At 36.3% G+C, this 18,346-nt stretch carries 11 protein-coding genes; 9 read left to right on the top strand and 2 right to left on the bottom strand.

What is annotated here, in order from left to right:
• The first annotated feature begins 511 nt into the window (after positions 1-511).
• The 5 genes from AC5LXI_RS12885 to AC5LXI_RS12865 all read left to right on the top strand — a co-directional run bounded on the left by AC5LXI_RS12885 (position 512) and on the right by AC5LXI_RS12865 (position 7,228).
• Positions 512-1,435, top strand: a complete 924-nt coding sequence (locus AC5LXI_RS12885) for a LysR family transcriptional regulator (protein WP_493442701.1) — start codon at positions 512-514, stop codon at positions 1,433-1,435.
• 147 nt (positions 1,436-1,582) lie between these two features.
• Positions 1,583-1,852, top strand: a complete 270-nt coding sequence (gene rpsO, locus AC5LXI_RS12880) for a 30S ribosomal protein S15 (protein WP_110422826.1) — start codon at positions 1,583-1,585, stop codon at positions 1,850-1,852.
• A gap of 319 nt (positions 1,853-2,171) precedes the next feature.
• Entirely contained in the window at positions 2,172-4,286 is a 2,115-nt protein-coding gene (pnp, locus tag AC5LXI_RS12875) for a polyribonucleotide nucleotidyltransferase (protein ID WP_493442700.1), read from the top strand.
• A gap of 24 nt (positions 4,287-4,310) precedes the next feature.
• Complete coding sequence (gene nlpI / locus AC5LXI_RS12870) at positions 4,311-5,165, top strand: lipoprotein NlpI (RefSeq protein WP_493442699.1); 855 nt, start codon at positions 4,311-4,313, stop codon at positions 5,163-5,165.
• A 296-nt stretch (positions 5,166-5,461) separates the two neighbouring features.
• A complete protein-coding gene (locus AC5LXI_RS12865) occupies positions 5,462-7,228 on the top strand; it encodes a DEAD/DEAH family ATP-dependent RNA helicase (RefSeq protein ID WP_493442698.1) in 1,767 nt (588 codons plus the stop codon).
• Positions 7,229-7,278: 50 nt separating this feature from the next.
• On the opposite strand, the gene AC5LXI_RS12860 is transcribed toward AC5LXI_RS12865, so the two are convergent.
• Positions 7,279-8,673, bottom strand: a complete 1,395-nt coding sequence (locus AC5LXI_RS12860; RefSeq protein ID WP_493442697.1) for an MFS transporter — start codon at positions 8,671-8,673, stop codon at positions 7,279-7,281.
• Between the two features lie 149 nt (positions 8,674-8,822).
• On the opposite strand from AC5LXI_RS12860, the gene AC5LXI_RS12855 reads away from it, so the two are divergent.
• Genes AC5LXI_RS12855 through recB form a run of 3 tightly spaced genes read left to right on the top strand, consistent with a single transcriptional unit; the run spans position 8,823 to position 13,034 of the window.
• Positions 8,823-9,119, top strand: a complete 297-nt coding sequence (locus AC5LXI_RS12855) for a YfcZ/YiiS family protein (RefSeq protein WP_493442696.1) — start codon at positions 8,823-8,825, stop codon at positions 9,117-9,119.
• Between the two features lie 25 nt (positions 9,120-9,144).
• Positions 9,145-9,588 (top strand): phosphohistidine phosphatase SixA, encoded by a 444-nt coding sequence (gene sixA, locus AC5LXI_RS12850; RefSeq protein ID WP_493442695.1) that lies wholly within the window; start codon positions 9,145-9,147, stop codon positions 9,586-9,588.
• Positions 9,567-13,034 carry an exodeoxyribonuclease V subunit beta gene (recB, locus tag AC5LXI_RS12845; RefSeq protein ID WP_493442694.1) on the top strand — a complete coding sequence of 1,156 codons (3,468 nt, stop codon included), beginning with the start codon at positions 9,567-9,569 and terminating at the stop codon, positions 13,032-13,034. Before sixA ends, recB begins: the two co-directional genes overlap by 22 nt.
• A 49-nt stretch (positions 13,035-13,083) precedes the next feature.
• Here recB and AC5LXI_RS12840 read toward each other — a convergent pair whose 3' ends face one another.
• The gene (locus AC5LXI_RS12840; protein ID WP_493442693.1) at positions 13,084-16,182 is read right to left on the bottom strand and encodes a beta-galactosidase; all 3,099 of its coding nucleotides are present in this window, start codon (positions 16,180-16,182) and stop codon (positions 13,084-13,086) included.
• A 374-nt stretch (positions 16,183-16,556) separates the two neighbouring features.
• Between AC5LXI_RS12840 and AC5LXI_RS12835 the strand changes: the two genes are divergently transcribed.
• Positions 16,557-18,338 carry a carbohydrate porin gene (locus AC5LXI_RS12835; RefSeq protein ID WP_493442692.1) on the top strand — a complete coding sequence of 594 codons (1,782 nt, stop codon included), beginning with the start codon at positions 16,557-16,559 and terminating at the stop codon, positions 18,336-18,338.
• Positions 18,339-18,346: the final 8 nt, after the last annotated feature.

Genomic DNA, 18,346 nt, shown 5'->3' with positions numbered 1-18,346 from the left:
ATCGATTTTATAAAGTGTTGACGATTGAGAGCATAACGGATGTTTGGTAAGGCTATTATGCAACAAATAATAACCGTTACGTTAAGATCGAATGATAAAGGAATTTTTATGGAAGTTGGAGTGAGATTGTTGATTCTATCTTTGTTACTTAGTATCTACTTTGTATTGAAGATGCGGGTTTAAAACGGTTAGTACAAACCCTTTTTGCTCGGGCAAGATCACCGCACTTATATAGCTACGAAAGATTAAAGCGTTCTAAACCCAATACACTAAAAATTAAGATCTAGAAAATTAAGGGACATACATTTTTGAAGTCCAAAAAAGCTGAGGAGTGGGGTTTTTAAAATCGAAAAAGTCGAGCAAAGCACTTTTTGATACCTCAAAAACCGCTAATTTTCTCACTTAATAGCGGAAATAAATTGCTATTTGCCTTTTTCTGTACAATCATTCCTACAATGTTTATAGTAAATTATATTATTAATTAACATTGATTTAGGTTACTGGCAATATTATGAAGCTTCAACAATTACGTTATATTTTGGAAATAGCTCGTTCAGGCTCAATTAATGAGGCGGCTAAGAATCTCTATATTACTCAGCCCAGTCTTTCTACTGCAGTTAAGGATTTAGAAGCAGAATTCGGTATTGAGATTTTTGTACGAACATCGAAAGGGGTTTCACTTTCAGCAGATGGTATGGAATTTTTAGGTTATGCCAAACAGGTTTTAGATCAAGCTCAATTGTTGGAACAGCACTTTTCCAAAAAAGAGCCATCTAAGCAGCTATGCAGTATTTCAACTCAGCACTATGCATTTGCGGTAAACGCGTTTGTTAATTTAATCAAGAAAAATCACACCGATGAATATGAGTTTACTTTACGCGAAACGCGGACTTACGACATTATAACTGATGTGGCTAATTTGCGTAGTGAAGTGGGTATTTTGTACCTCACTGATTTTAATCAAAAGGTGATTTTACGTTTACTTAAAGAGCATCGCCTTACTTTTAATCCTTTATTTGAAGCCGATCCACATGTGTTTATTAGTACCCATCACCCTTTAGCTACGATGAAGTCGTTAACACTTGAGCATTTAGAGGATTTTCCTTATCTTTCATTTGAACAGGGTGAATATAACTCTTTTTATTTTTCGGAAGAGATCTTAAGTACTGTTTATCATAAGAAGAGTATTCATGTCAGCGACAGAGCAACATTGTTTAATTTGTTGCATGGTTTGAATGGTTATACGATTAGTACCGGCGTGCTCAGTACTGATTTGAACGGTTCGGATATTTTGTCCATTCCTTTAGCCGTTAATGAGAAGATTTTAATTGGTTGGATAACCTCGCAAAAAGCGCAATTAAGCTTATCTGCGCAGAATTACATAGAAGCGTTGAAGAAACTTATTCAAGAAGAGTATGGTTTTGAGCTTAAATAAGCGTTTTAAATGACTAAATCAAATTGCTATTGTTAATAAATTCCAGTATAATCGTGCACTATTCGTATATTTATTATATGAATGCTGAGGGGTGTCTGAATTAGAGATCGGTCATTCCATTTTTTTATTTATTTTAAGAGGTTTATTATGTCTCTAACTGTAGAAGCAAAAGCGAAAATCGTTGCTGAATATGGTCGTGGTGCTAACGACACTGGTTCAACTGAAGTTCAAGTTGCTCTTTTAACTGCACGTATTAATGATCTACAAGGTCATTTTTCTGAGCATAAGAAAGATCACCACAGTCGTCGTGGCTTATTACGTATGGTATCTAGCCGTCGTAAATTATTAGATTATTTACGTCGTACAGACTTTGATCGTTATAACCAATTGATTCAAAGACTAGGTTTACGTCGCTAATTATTTATCTACTTGAAAAGAGGCCTAGGCCTCTTTTTCATTGTATAAATTTAGGGCTTTGATTATAATGCTGAGCTCGCAAAGCATGCTTGGTTGTTTTGTAGAAAAGAAATTAATAGAATAGAAGATTATGTCTCATGTTTCGCGCGACTAATGAGAGCTCTATAGTTTATAGATTTGTCATTAGTCGTGACAGTGAAATAATCTTTTGTTTAGTATCCCCCACATGGTTGAAGTGTTTATCAATATATTCCAGCATTATGCTGCTTTCTGTCGAAATATCAAACTTCAACATGATTTGTAACAAGAGGACTTTATTTTGTTTAATCCGACATATCAAAAATTTCAATATGGTCGCCATACAGTTACTTTAGAAACAGGTATTATGGCGCGTCAGGCCACAGCTGCGGTTATGGTCAATATGGACGATACTGCGGTTTTCGTTACTGTAGTTGCCAATAAGAAAGTGAAAGAAGGGCAAGACTTCTTCCCTTTAACGGTTAACTATCAAGAACGTACTTATGCTGCTGGTCGTATTCCGGGTGGCTTTTTTAAACGTGAAGGTCGTCCTAGCGAAGGTGAAACGTTAATCGCTCGTTTAATCGACCGTCCACTCCGTCCGTTATTCCCTGAAGGTTTTGTTAATGAGATTCAAATCATTGCAACGGTGGTTTCTGTTAACCCTGATGTTAGCCCTGATTTAGTTGCGATGATAGGAGCATCGGCTGCGCTTTGCTTGTCTGGTGTGCCTTTTCATGGGCCAATTGGTGCTGCACGCGTTGGCTTTATCAATAATGAGTTTGTGTTAAATCCATCAGTTAAAGAGTTAGCTTCAAGCCGTTTAGATTTGGTTGTTGCCGGTACAAAAAGTGCGGTGTTAATGGTTGAATCGGAAGCTGATCTGTTAACTGAAGATCAGATGCTAGCCGCTGTGGTTTTTGGTCACGACCAACAACAAGTTGTCATTGATAATATCAATGAGTTTGTGGCTAAAGCGAACTGTGAAAAATGGGATTGGGTTGCACCTGCTAAGAATGAAGCGTTATTTAATGCGGTTTCTCAGTTAGCTAAAGCACGTTTAGGTGAAGCTTATCGTATTACTGAAAAACAAGCTCGTTATGCACAAATCGATTTAATTAAAGAAGAAGTGTTAGCAGCACTTAAAGAAAAAGATGAAGATCTTGATGAAAACGAAGTTATTAATATTATTGTTGATTTAGAAAGCCAAATCGTTCGTCAACGAGTTATTGCTGGTGAACCGCGTATTGATGGTCGCGAAAAAGATATGATTCGTGCGCTTGATATTCGTACTAATGTATTACCGAGAACGCATGGTAGTGCATTATTTACTCGCGGTGAAACACAAGCATTAGTGACTGCGACTTTAGGCACTGAACGTGATGCGCAGGTAATTGATGAATTAACTGGTGAGTATACTGAGCGTTTCCTTTTACATTATAACTTCCCTCCTTATTCTGTGGGCGAAACTGGTATGGTTGGTTCACCGAAACGTCGTGAAATTGGCCATGGTCGATTAGCTAAACGTGGTGTTGCCGCGGTAATGCCAAGTAAGGAAGAGTTTCCATATACGGTGCGTGTCGTTTCCGAAATAACTGAATCAAATGGTTCTTCTTCAATGGCTTCGGTTTGTGGTGCGTCATTAGCATTAATGGATGCGGGTGTGCCAATTAAGTCTTCGGTTGCGGGTATCGCAATGGGGCTTGTAAAAGAAGGCGATAACTTTGTTGTGTTATCTGATATTTTAGGTGATGAAGATCATCTTGGAGATATGGACTTTAAGGTAGCAGGTACCCGTGAAGGTGTTAGTGCACTGCAAATGGATATCAAGATTGAAGGTATTACGAAAGAAATTATGCAAGTTGCGTTAAATCAAGCTAAAGGTGCTCGTTTGCATATTTTAGCGGTGATGGAACAAGCAATTAATAAACCTCGTCAAGAAATTTCTGAATTTGCTCCACGTATCTATACGATGAATGTTAATCCAGATAAGATCCGCGATATTATCGGTAAAGGTGGCGCAACAATTCGTGCCTTAACCGAAGAGACAGGTACTACTATTGAAATCACTGATGATGGTACAGTTAAGATTGCAGCGAATGATGGTAATAAAGCTAAAGATGCAATTGCACGTATTAACAATTTAGTTGCTGATGTTGAAATCGGTAAAATCTATACTGGTAAGGTGACTCGTATTGTTGATTTTGGTGCTTTTGTTTCCATTATCGGTGGTAAAGAGGGACTTGTTCATGTTTCGCAAATCGCAGACCATCGTGTTGAGAAAGTTGCAGACTACTTGAAAGTAGGTCAAGAAGTGAATGTTAAAGTACTTGAAATTGATCGCCAAGGTCGAATTCGTTTAAGTATGAAAGATGCTGCTGATCAAAACATTGATGTTCAACCAGTAGCTGAATAAGATATTATTCATTAGGAGTTAAAAATGAGATTATTCAATCTGAGGATGTTGTGCTGTATTTTTGCAGTCATTATTTTGTCAGGTTGTTCTCATCTCTCTCCGCCGTTACCTGTTGTTCCTTTACAAGTTTCGTATGATGATGAATTAAAAATAGCGCAGATTAGTCAGCAGTTATCAAGACGTGATCTTGATGCTGCCTCTAAGATGCAGCTTATTTTCGAACGGGGAATGGTATACGATTCGCTAGGTTTTAAAGCATTTGCACAGAGTGATTTCAACCATCTTTTAAATTTTAATCCAGAAATTCCAGATAGTTATAATCTTCTAGGTAATTATGCGTTAAGAGATGGCGATTTCGATAATGCGATAATGGCGTTTAATACTACATTAGAGCTGGATCCTAATTATGCATTTGCCTACTTTAATCGTGCGATAACTCTGTATCGTACTGGACATTATCAAGTAGCACAACTTGATGCAGAAAAATTCTATAAATATGATGTCAATGAGCCTATTCGTATTTTATGGCTTTATTTGATTGAAAAAGAAATAGATAAACGAGCTGCTTTAACTCAGCTACAAAAACGTTATGATCTTCTTAACGATAAATCGAGTTATAGTAGTGATATTATTGCATTTTATTTAGGTAAGATGAGCGAATCTAAATTAATGCAAAATCTTCAACAAGGTGTTGAAAATGATCGGCAATTAGCCGAGCGCCTTTGTGAAGCTTACTTTTATTTAGGTAAATATTATCAAAGTAAAGGTAATAATGAGCGTGCCAAAATGTTATTTAAATATGCTTTAGCTAATAATATTTATAACTTCGTTGAACATCAACAGGCACTCTATGAAATTAAGTTACTTGATGAAAAGTAACAAGGGTCATGCCAGTTTAAAAGTGAAAATATTGTTATAGCGTAGTTCTGATTTGCCCGTAATATATTCTTGATTCTTTACATGCTTTTTATAATTCATATATTTTTGAAATATTATTTGAATTAAAGTGATATGTTTATCTAATTGAGTTGTATTGGCAGTTAGTTATTGGGGTGAGTTGTAAATTTTCAATTTAGTGAACTGGCATAAATATATATAGGTTTTCTTTATTGGGTATAGCGTTCAAAGCTAATCAAATATTGATCATATATAGTCAAATTTACAAGCGAGTTTACATGACAAAAGAAATATCTTTTATTGACCTTGGTTTATCCGAGGAAATCCTTAACGCATTAAATGATCTTGGTTTTACTAAACCATCACCAATCCAATCCGAATGTATCCCTTTACTCTTAGAAGGGAATGATGTGCTGGGTATGGCTCAAACGGGTAGTGGTAAAACTGCCGCTTTTTCAATTCCTTTTTTAATGAATATTGATGCTAGTTTAAAAGCACCACAATTATTGGTGTTGGCGCCAACACGTGAGTTAGCAATACAAGTTGCTGATGCATGTGCTGAGTATTCTAAATATGTGAAAGGGATTAAAGTGTTAGCGCTTTATGGTGGTCAACGTTATGATGTGCAATTGCGTGCATTAAAACAAGGTCCTCAAATCGTTGTAGGAACTCCTGGTCGTTTATTAGATCATTTAAATCGTAAAACGTTAGATCTTTCTAATCTTAAAGGGTTAGTTTTAGATGAAGCCGATGAGATGCTACGAATGGGCTTTATTGATGATGTTGAGAGCATTATGGCTACAATTCCAGAAGATCATCAAACAGCGCTGTTTTCAGCAACCATGCCGGCCCCAATACGTCGGATTACTAAACGTTTTATGCATAACCCGAAAGAAGTACAAATTAAAGGGACTAATCAAACTGCCCCAGATATCGATCAGAGCTATTGGTTAGTGCGTGGTATGCGTAAGAATGAAGCAATTGTGCGTTTTTTAGAAGCTGAAGACTTTGATGCAGCGATTATTTTTGTGCGTACCAAAACCGCTACTTTAGAAGTCGCCGAAGTGTTAGAAAAACACGGTTATAGTTGTGCAGCCTTAAATGGTGATATGACACAACAGCTTCGTGAGCAAACGCTTGATCGTTTACGCAATGGTCGGTTAGATATTTTGATTGCGACAGATGTCGCAGCGCGTGGGTTAGATGTTGAGCGTATTAGTTTAGTGATTAACTACGATATTACGCTTGATTCAGAATCTTATGTTCACCGTATTGGGCGAACTGGTCGTGCTGGTCGTGCAGGACGAGCAATTTTGTTTGTTGATAGTCGTGAACGTCGTTTACTTAAGAATATTGAACAAACAATTAAAAAGCCGATTCCTGAAGTAGCATTACCATCTAAAGAGTTGCTTGAAAAACGTCGTTTAGCAAAATTTACTCAGAAGATTCAGCAACAATTAGAAAGTGCCGATTTAGATCAATATCAAGCGTTATTAGAGCAAATCCAAGCAGATAGTGGCGCAGATCTTGAAACGATTGCAACAGCATTATTGAGATTAGCTCAGAGTGATCGTCCGTTGATTCTCCCGCCAGATCCAGTGTTTAAACCATCAAGAGAATTTCGTGATCGTGATAATCGAAATGGTGAACGTCGCTTACGTGGTGATAATCGTGAATCACCAAAACGTCGTGAACGCCGAGATGTGGGTGAAATGGATATGTATCGTATCGAAATTGGTAAAGAAAATGGTGTTGAAGTGCGTCATATTGTGGGTGCAATTGCTAATGAAGCCGATATTAGTAGTCGCTATATTGGTAATATCAAACTTTATGAAACTTATTCAACCGTTGAGTTACCAAAAGGCATGCCGAAAGATATCCTTAAGCACTTTGAACGGGTTAGAGTACTTAATCAACCAATGAAAATGAGCTTGGTAGCTGGTAAGCCATCTGAAGCTAAACGTGGACGTAAAAGTAGTAAACCAGAAGCTAATGACAAAGGTTTTTCGAAAAAACGTGGCCGTCCTAGCGCACCTAAGTTCTAATATTTTTTAAGTTTGATTCTTAAGAACCTCTGCCAAATGGCAGAGGTTTTTTATTGCTTATCTTTTAGATTGTTACCCGCATTTTTTGGCAAGGTAATAAAGTCAATCATTGCTAACAAGGTCATTGCTGCCACCATTAATAGTGCTAACCTAAAATCTTCCACCATTAAACCAGTTTGGCTATGGCCATTATAGTTAGATGCAATAAATAGAAATAAAGCACTTAACACAATGCCAAGTACGTTATTTAGCTGCTGGAAAATGGTAGATAAAATGTTAGCGCTCTGTATTTCTGTTTTATCAATTTCTGAAAAACTAAGCGTGGTGATGGTAGTAAATTGAATAGAACGAGCACCACCGGAAAAGAATAGAACTAATATAATCCAGATGATAGGTGTTTGTGGCGTGAAAAGGGCACATAACACAAAACTTGAAGATAATAACAGCCCATTGATAATCAGAATTTTTCGGAATCCAAACTTATGAATTAAAGGTGTATTTACTGTTTTAAGCAGAATATTGCCGGCAAACAATGAAAGCAGTAGTGAACCAGCAGTTAACGGTGACCAACCAAAACCGACTTGAAACATTAGCGGTAAGATAAACGGAGCACTATTTAAGCCAATTCGTATTAATGAACCACCAAAAAATGTCATTCTAAATGTACGTTTAGAAAAAGCATATAGACTAATTAATGGATGTTGAGTATGAGCTAAATGATAGTAGGCAAAGATTAATATTAAACTACCGACCAAAGATATTATTATGCCTATCCAGAGACTACTATTTGAATGAGAAATCATTTCAAGCCCATAAACAAATAGTAATAGGCCTAAACCACAGGTGATAAATCCAACACCGTCAAATGTACGTTTTTCAGGTAATTCTTTGGGTAATAATCGACGAGCAAAAAATAGGGCGATAAAACCTAATGGAATATTAAGAAGAAATATCCAGTGCCATGTTAGATATTGCGCAAAGAAGCCACCAATAATCGGCCCCATTAATGGCGCAATTAAGCCCGGCCAAACTAAAATAGAAATAGTGCTGACTAAATGTTGTTTTTCCGTTCGGCTTAATACCACCGTTCTGCCTACAGGCACCATTAATGATCCACCTAAACCTTGAATTAATCTTGCGATGGTAAACATAGTCAGATTAGTCGATATGGCACACAATATTGATGCTAACATAAATAAAATAATCGAAATCGAGAAGACTCGATAGGCCGTGAAGCGATTGGCGATCCAGCCACTAGCAGGTAAACCAATGGTAAGTGCTAACATGTAAGCACTAATTCCGACAGATAAATCTTGAGGGCTTGTAAGAAATGATTTTGCCATTGCTGGAATGGCGGTGGTGATCACCGTCGCGTCCAAGTTCTCCATAAAGAACGTTGCGGCAACTAAAATCGCCATTTTTCGAACGTGATTATATTGTTGCATGATATTGTCTAATTAATATATAAATCTAAAATTATAGTTTTTAATATACGCCAAAAGTTTGCTCTATGGTAAAGCTTTTTTACATTTTGCCCTTGGTTGTGATTGAGAGTATACTAATAGCAGTTTAATCGGTAAAACAGAGGTACAGGATGACAGATTCTTTAAACAAATGTAAAGCTAACGAAACGCCCGCTTGTTGTTGCGTTGATGTCGGCACAATTATTGATAATGAGAATTGTAGTGCAGAATATGAGAACGTTTTTGCAACTGAATCAGAAGCAAAAGCTAAATTAACATCATTGACTCAAGCAGCAAAAGATGTTGAAACCGAACCTTGCGAAATCAATAGTAGCATCGATAAAGTTGAAAAAGGTTATAAGTTAACTGCTAAATTCACCTTTTGTTGCGGTGCTGAATGTATGATTTTCCAATTAAAATTGCGTTAATCGTTATTTTATGAAGGTTTGTATTATGAGACATGGTGAGGCAGGTTTTTCTGCTTCATCAGATGCAACTCGATCATTGACTGATTTTGGACGAAAACAAGCAACTCAGGCTGGTTTATGGCTAAATCAGCAAGATTTTAAATTTGATTTAGGGTTGGTAAGTCCTTATTTAAGGGCACAGCAGACTTACTCTGAATTGTCAGCATACTGCCCTGTGCTTAAGATTGAAACTGATAATTTTTTGGTGCCAGGTGGTAGTCCTTCCCATATTGCCGATTTATTAACGACACTCCCCGCTCAAGGTATTGAGAATGTGATTATAGTTTCACATCTTCCATTAGTTGGTTATTTAGTTAGTGAATTGTGCCCAGAAGTTTCACCGCCAATGTTCCCTACAGCTGCTATTGCTTGTGTTGAGTTAGCACCCAATGCAGCAGGAAAGCTAGAATGGTTTCATGTAGTGGAATAAAAAAACTTAATCTTTTTGATTTACCGTTAACCGGTCGAACGCTTATTGAAGCGTCAGCAGGGACGGGTAAAACCTATTCGCTCGCTTTTATCTATCTGCGATTATTACTTGGGGTTGGTGAAAATAACTATCCTACACCTCTTGATGTTAATCAAATCCTAGTTGTGACTTTCACAAAAGCTGCAACCCAAGAACTTCGGTCGCGAATCAGACAAAATATCCAAGAATTGCGTTTAGGATTGTTGCAAGGTCATCATGATGATCCAATCTATCAACAATTGATCAATTTAGTTGAAGAGCCCAATGATGCCATACAACGATTAACCCAAGCACAACAATCAATGGATGATGCAGCTATTTATACTATCCATGGTTTTTGTCAGCGTATTTTAACTAGCCATGCTTTTGAATCCGGTGTGTTGTTTGAACAAACGTTAATCATGGATGAGCAAGAGCTTAAGTTACAAGTTGTCCAAGATTTTTGGCGTCATTATTTTGTGCCTCTTGATAAAACGCTAGCCTATTTAATTCTTGATTATTGGCAAGATCCACAAGCGTTATTAGACGATATCAAATCTTATCTAAATTTCGAATTTGATCAGTCGCAAGATGAAGGACATAATATCACCGAAAAAATTCGGCAATTTCATCAAAAATATTTTGAGCAGATTAATTGGGTTAAAAAACAGTGGTTAGATTCAGTTGCCGATCTTCCTGACATCATCGCCCAATCAGGCGTTAATAAACAGTCTTATAGTAGTCGGTATTTACCAAATTGGTTTGCTAAAGTCACGGCTTGGGCACAGTTACCAACGCGATCGTTTAAATTACCTAGTGAGTTAACTAAATTTGGTCAATCAATTTTAATTGAAAAAACCAAGCAAGGTAAGAATCCTCCTGTTCATGCTGTTTTTGAGCTGATAGATAGGTTATGCAATAGTTCTATTGATTTGCGTAGCGAAATTTTAATGGATATGGTTAATGTCATTCAAAAACGGATCTATGTGCAGAAGATTAAACGTGGTGAGATGAGCTTTGACGATTTGTTAAGCCAATTGAATCGAGCCTTGCGCACAAGAAATGGTAAGCGATTAGCGCAAAGTATCGCAAAAAAATATTGCGTAGCATTGATAGATGAATTTCAAGATACCGACCCAGTGCAATATAAGATCTTCGATCGTATCTATCGTAATTATCCAAAAGAGACAGGTTTACTGTTTATTGGTGATCCTAAGCAAGCGATTTATAGTTTCCGAGGTGCAGATATTTTTACTTATCTAAAGGCAAAATTATCAACCGGTGAAAATAACTTTACGATGCAGGTTAATCATCGCTCATCAGCGTCAATGGTCAATGCGGTTAATGCGCTATTTAATCATCATGAAAATCCTTTTATCTTTGAAAATATCCCTTTTTTACCAATGGAAAGTGCAGAGCGTAATGAGCATAAAGGGGTGGTGGTCAATCAACAAGAAGTTAATGCGTTAGCAGCTTATTTATTGCCTGATGAAATAAGTACGAAAACAGATTATCAAGAACATATCGCTAACTGTTGTGCTAAGCAGATTGTGACTTGGTTGACCGATCCTACAATTTTAATCAAAGATAAAGATGGTCAGCGACCAATTACTACTGCTGATATTGCGATTTTGGTTCGTACTGGGCGTGAAGCTCAAATCATCCAACAAAAGTTGGCGGTGGTTGGCGTTAAAAGCGTATATTTATCTAATCGTAGTAGTGTTTTTTTGTCGAAAGAAGCACAAGAGGTGCTTTGTTTATTACAAGCTGTACTTATGCCAGAAAATGAATCGGCTTTGCGTTTAGCACTTATGACGAGCCTATTAGGACAAACGATGAGCGATCTGGAGCAAATTACTGCTGATCAAGATAAATGGGAAGGTTTGATAGAAGAGTTCAAACAGTATCAGACTATCTGGCAATATTACGGTGTGTTAGTCATGCTGCGACGGATGATGAAAAAACGCCAGTTGGCGGAAAATATCTTAGCAAGCCCTAATGGTGAACGGACTTTAACCAATTTGATGCATTTAGGCGAATTGCTGCAAGAAGCAGCAGATGAGCTAGATAGTCCACATGCTTTAGTTCGTTGGTTATCAAGACAAATTGTTAGCCCTGACTCTAATTTAGAAAATCATGAGCAACGCTTAGAAAGTGATGAAAATTTAGTAAAAATTATTACGATTCATAAATCGAAAGGTTTAGAATTTCCTATTGTTTGGTTACCTTTTGCAGCACAATTTCGTAATGCTGATAGCCAATTTTATCATGATAAAAATAATGACTATCAACCTACCTATGCTTGGCTATTAACCGATGAAATTAAACAACAGATTGAAGATGAACGTTTAGCAGAAGATTTGCGTCTGCTTTATGTCGCCATGACGCGCTCAATTTATCATTGCAGTGTTGGTTTAGCACTATTGAAAAAAAGCCATTCGGCAATTAATTATTTGTTAAAAGGTGAATTACGTTCGATTGCTGAATTTGCAGATTTGATTGAACTGCAATTACCTATTTTAGGTGATCAGTATAATGCCGTGGCAGCCGCCAACCTTTCACTAACCGCTAATGTGTTTAAACGTAAATTATCTGATAGTTGGCGAGTGACGAGCTATACCGAGTTACAAAAGCACAACAGTGTTGTCAGTTTTAATTCGGCTATGATTAGTGATAGGAGTGAGAACCTTACATCGTTGGAGGCTTCTTTATCATCTCAGACGCAATATGATATCCATCATTTTCCTAAGGGTGCTTATGTCGGTACATTACTTCATTCGATCATGGAAAATTTAACGCCAACTAATGCTAACGAGTTATGTGCAAACACGATTAAAAAATTGGGTTTAGAACAACCTTGGTTAACGGTGCTCAGTGATTGGCTTCAACAAGTTTTAGTGACTAAACTAGATCAAGATGGTCCGCTATTAAAAGATATTTTAACTAGCCAATGTATTAATGAATTGCAGTTTTATTTTCCAATTCATCATGCGGTGACCAGTTCCCAATTAGATGGTTTATGTAAGCAGTATGATGTTTTATCTAAGCAATGCCCACCATTAGACTTTGAAACCGTGCAAGGCATGTTAAAAGGATTTATCGATTTAGTGTTTGAGTATCGAGGTAAGTATTATATTGTTGATTATAAGTCGAATTGGTTAGGTGATGGGGTTGCAGCCTATACCGAGCAAGCTTTAAATCAAGTAATGTGTGAGCATCGTTATGAGCTGCAGTATCAACTTTATTGTTTAGCATTGCACCGATTTTTGCGAAGCCGTTTAGCCGACTACCAATACGAAACACATTTTGGTGGGGTTTATTATCTGTTTTTACGAGGACTTCCTAATCAAGGGATTTTTTATCATCTACCAAAACAAGAATTTATCGAAAAACTTGATAAGCTATTTGATGGTGAGGAGTTAACTTAAATAAAAAGGCACAATTATTTGTGCCTTTTAATTAGAGATAATATTTAATTTAGCACTTGAATTTTAGTTGATAGCAATAATGTTTATCGGTCAGTAAGTATTCACGATGAACATTAGGGGTCCAAGAATCATCACCACCAATTCCCATATGATAAGCATCAATGCTGACATACGCTTCTGGCATAGGTTCTAATAAGTGTCGATGAGTTTTTTCCATCAACTGTTTAGTACCATATTGGTTTATGTTAAATTGAAATTGATGACCGGTAATGGTCATTTCATTAAGGATTAATTGTTTAACATCGCAACGTAAGCCATTTTCACATGGATAAATATAAGGTGTATAAAGGTCAGCAAATGGCAATGACCAGTCACCAAAAATAGCTGAGTTTTTTCTATCTGGATAGTTTTCATGTGGCCCTAAGCCAAGCCATTTAACTTGTTTTGGTATCTCTTTTAATTGATATGTTAGACCAATACGTGCAGGTGCAGGCATGTCATTGGCAATATCCACTTCGACACAGAGAGTTAAGTTGCCATCTTGATCAAACTGATGTAACCATTTACTTTGAATGATTTTGCGGTTTTTCACCCAATAGCTATGTAAAGCTTCAATCATTACATAATCATCTGTTTGTGATGCTCTGATTGCTAAACATTTGTGGCTCAAATCAAAGTAACCGGCTGCCTTCCACTGTTCGACCCATGCGTATGGGTTATTATTACTGTCGAAATCACCGCTAATACCAATATCATTATCGATAGGTGCTCGTATAAACTGATCGGTAATCGCACTGGCTAACAGTGGTTTTTTATCTTTACTCCATTGATTTAGTTGCCCTGTTTTTTTGTTAATTTGCCAACTTTGGTTTTTCCAATTAACAATAAACTCGTTATTATTTTCAGTTAATTTAAGTAATTTTTTGTTATTACTTAATGCCAATTGTGGAATAAAACTGTTGGTTAATTTAAATTGTTCCCATGCAACAACATGTTTGGCTGGTGACCATGTCGTAGCTTTGTTTTGTATAACTTTGAGTGATAAGTGTAACTCTTCACCATCAAGCTGATTACTAATGTCGTCCATTAGTTTGAGTTCAATAGTGCTGTTAGGTGAAATAGTGAGTTTGGCTCTACCACTTTTTTGTTTTTTACCATCAAGTAGTAATTCCCATTCTAGTGTTTCATTATCGGTCGTACGAAATAGGTATTCACTATTTACTTCTATAATCAATGGTTTTTGGTTGATAAGTTTGAATTGGAATGGTTGTTGTACTTTTTTTGCTTCAATTAAACTTGGATGTGGTTGCCGATCAGGAAAGACTAGTCCATCTAAACAAAATTGTCTGTCGTGATACGCTTCGCCAAAATCACCACCATAAGCCCAATAACTTTCGTCTGTATTGCTGTGGCAACGAATGCCATGATCGGCCCATTCCCAAATAAATCCACCTTGCAGCCGAGGATATTGTCTAAAGGCTTGCCAATATTTATAGAATGTACCTAAGCTATTTCCCATTGCGTGAGCATATTCACATAAGATAAGTGGTCGGTTTTCATCTGGCATGGATATCCATTTTTTTATCGCCCATTTAGGTACATTAGGGTGGGGTTGATCTTGCTCAACACGCGCATACATAGGGCAAATAATATCTGTCGCTTTACTGTTTGCTCCTCCACCTTCATATTGTACTGGCCGAGTTGGATCATTGCTTTTTATCCATGTGTAAAGTGCGTCGTGATTTGCACCGTGTCCTGATTCATTTCCTAATGACCAAATAATAATAGATGGATGGTTACGATCGCGTTGAACCATGCGAGTTACTCTTTCACTATAAGCGGCTAACCAACGAGGATCGTCAGACAAGCGCGACATTGGGAACATGCCGTGTGATTCAATATTTGCTTCATCGACTAAGTATAGGCCGTATTCATCACAAAGTTCATACCAGCGTGGGTCATTTGGATAATGGCTGCAACGTACGGCATTAAAGTTGTGTTGTTTGATGAGTTTAATATCATGTAGCATGGCTTGTTCGGTAACGGCATAGCCCATATCAGGATAGAATTCGTGACGATTAGTTCCCTTAATGAGAAGGGGTTGTCCATTTAAATGGAGCTGACCATGTTTGATTTCAATAATTCTGAAACCGATGTTATAGGCTTCGGATTCAATCAAGCCAGTTTTATTATGATTTAAACTAATAATAAGGCGGTATAAATTTGGGGTTTCGGCACTCCATAATTTTGGATTAGTCACAGGGATATGGCATGTCATTCGATCGTTATATCCACCTTTTTCGTCGACAAAAGGTGTTCCAATTGGTTGTGTTTGTTCAAGAACAAGTTTATCTTTGTGCCATAATTCAATACCGACATTTAGTACATCGAGATCACCTTGATGTTTTACGTCAACTTGTAATGTTAATGTGGCGTTTTGATAACATGCATCAAGCCTTGTTTGAACGTGAATATCACTTAAATGTGATTTTGGTTTGTTTAGTAGCGAAACACCGCGGAAAATGCCGCTTAATCGCCACATATCTTGATCTTCTAAATAACTACCATCACACCATTTTAAAACTAATACGGCAATTCGGTTTTCACCTTCTATTAAAAAAGGTGTTAAATCAAATTCAGCAGCAATGCGACTGTCTTGTGAATAACCAACCCAGTTTCCATTACACCAAAGATGGAATGCCGAGCTGACGCCATCAAATATAATTCTGGTGTTTCCTTTTTGTAACCATTTTTTATCAATTTTAAAATAGCGCGAATAACAACCGGTTGGGTTATCCTCAGGAACAAATGGGGGATTGTAAGGGAATGGGTAACGGATATTTGTATAAACTGGCGCATCATAACCATGAAATTGCCAATTTGATGGCACTGGGATAGTGTTTTTATTGATCTCTTTTTTTAACCATGACGAAGGTACTTGTTGAGGATTTTTGTAATAACTAAAAAACCAGTCGCCATTAAGCGAAATTGTAGCATTTGATTCAGCGTTGTTTTTGGCACTTTGTTTATCCCGCCAACTATGAAATTTAGGGTGGGTATCAAGTTTATTCATACTTAATACAGATAGATTATTCCAATCTTGTCTGTTAATAATTTCATTGAAGGACGGATTCATAAGCTTCTCCATTTGTTTAACTTGTTATATATCTAGTAATGTTATAAATCTATTTGTTATATTTTAATTATAGTAATTCCATTATTAAAAACAGTGATCAAGTTAACATTTATGTAATCGATTACATTTTTTGATTAAAATCCTTCCAAAAATTAGGCAATTTTAGTAGTAATTATATTTTAATGTGACAATTGTCACATTACAGGGATTTAATTTTTGAAAGATCAATTTAATTAGTTATATTAAAAAAGCTTATTTATTAAGCACTGGATTGCTACTGTAGTTATATGGGCAAAACCTAAAGAATAGTTATCGCTATTTTTTAGGTTTTTTTTGTCTCAAATTTTTGAGGCTTCTTTAATTTCTATAAAAAATGAGTAGAAAAAATGAAATATTTAACTAAAGCAGTATTAAAAGTAAAACCTAAACGAATTGTTTTAATCACACTACTAGGCTTGTGCTATATACCAACCTCTTTTGCGGCAACGCAAGATGAGTTAGAAGCAAGAATATCTATGTTAGAACAAAAATTATTAACAATTTCTCAAGAATCCATAGATTTAAAAAAGCAAGTGATTGAATCTAATAAACAACTAGCACAATTAAATAAAAATATTCAACAACAACAGATTGTGATTAATAATCAGCAAAAGGTATTGAGAAATCAGAGTGTTGCTCTAGCACGAACTTCAACTAAAACCTCAGCACCAAAACAAACCGGTACCCAAATTAATGTTAATTCTGATCCTGTTGTTCAACAACAACCAGCAGTCGACAATCAGATTGTTATAGTTAACGATATTAAGTCAAATGATACTGCCAATTCAATAGCGCAAACAAAACCACTTAAAAATGCCTTTACTCTATCAGAGTTTAAAGACTACATCAAAGATGAAATCGGTTTTTCATTTAATGGTTATTTTCGTGGAGGTTGGTCTACTTCCCAAAATGGTAAGCCTAAAAATTATGCTGAAGGTGCATTAGGTCGGTTTGGTAATGAATATGGTGGCTGGTACGATCTTATTTTTAAACAGAAAGTATATGATGAGAATGGTCATAGAGTTGATGCTATTGTTATGATTGATGGTAATGTGGCTACTAATAAAGCCGCTGGTTTGTTTAATACCCAAGATGATAATATTATGCAGTTTTCTGATATTTACTTATCTACCAAAGGATTTATACCTGGATTTCCTGATGCAAATTTATGGGTAGGTAAACATTCGCTGCCATATAATGAAATTCAAATGTTAGATTGGAAAACTCAAAAAACACCTGCCGGAGGTGGAATCGGTATTGAAGATCTTGCCGTTGGAGTGGGGAAACTTGATGTAGCTTTAGTAAGAGCGGATGTCAATGTTAAACAAGTTAAAAAAGTTTCCGTTGAAAATGATGATAATACCCAAAAAGTAGAAACGATAACTAAGCGTGAAGAAGTTGATTTAAATGAAGTTGAGCTTCGCTATCGAAATATACCTTTGTGGCAAGATGCAACTTTGGCGATTAATGGTCGTTATTCGGCACCCAATAAATCAAAAATTCAAGATAGTGTTAGCGTAAAAAATGCTTGGTTAGGTAGCTTTGTTCTAAGACAAAATAATTTCTTTGGTGGATTTAATCAATTAACCTTACAAACTGCAACTAATTCAGTTGCTTCACAATTAGCCAACATTAATACTAATAACCCTGAATTTGCTGCTAATTCAGATAATGATTATATTGGTACTCATACTGGTGGTAAGGCTTATCGTTTGGTATCTGAAGGTGAGGCTTATTTAGCTGATAAAGTAATTGTAGCTCATGCTTTAGCTCTGACAGCCGGTAAAGATGTCTATTCGTATGATTTGAATTCAGCTCATACCGATTTTACCAGTTTCAAATCGGCAATAAGACCTGCTTATATTTGGGATACTTATAATCAAAGTGGTGTCGAGTTAGGTTACTTTAAACAAAAAAATAAAGTTAAAGGTAAAAGTTATATTGAGGAAGGAGTCAAAACAACACTCTTCCATTCGTTTAAAGTGGGTGAAAGCATTTTAGCTTCAAGGCCGGATATTCGTTTTTATGTTTCGTATATAGAGTCAATGCAAAATGAAATTAGTAAATTTGACTTTAATGGCAAAGAAAATCAAATTAGTTTTGGTGTGCAAACCGAAGTTTGGTTTTAAATGATTTT

The sequence above is a fragment of the Gilliamella sp. LMG 34361 genome (genome assembly GCF_984569075.1).
The sequence above is the reverse complement of the archived record's forward strand: the minus strand, read 5'-3'. Positions and strand labels throughout refer to the sequence as shown.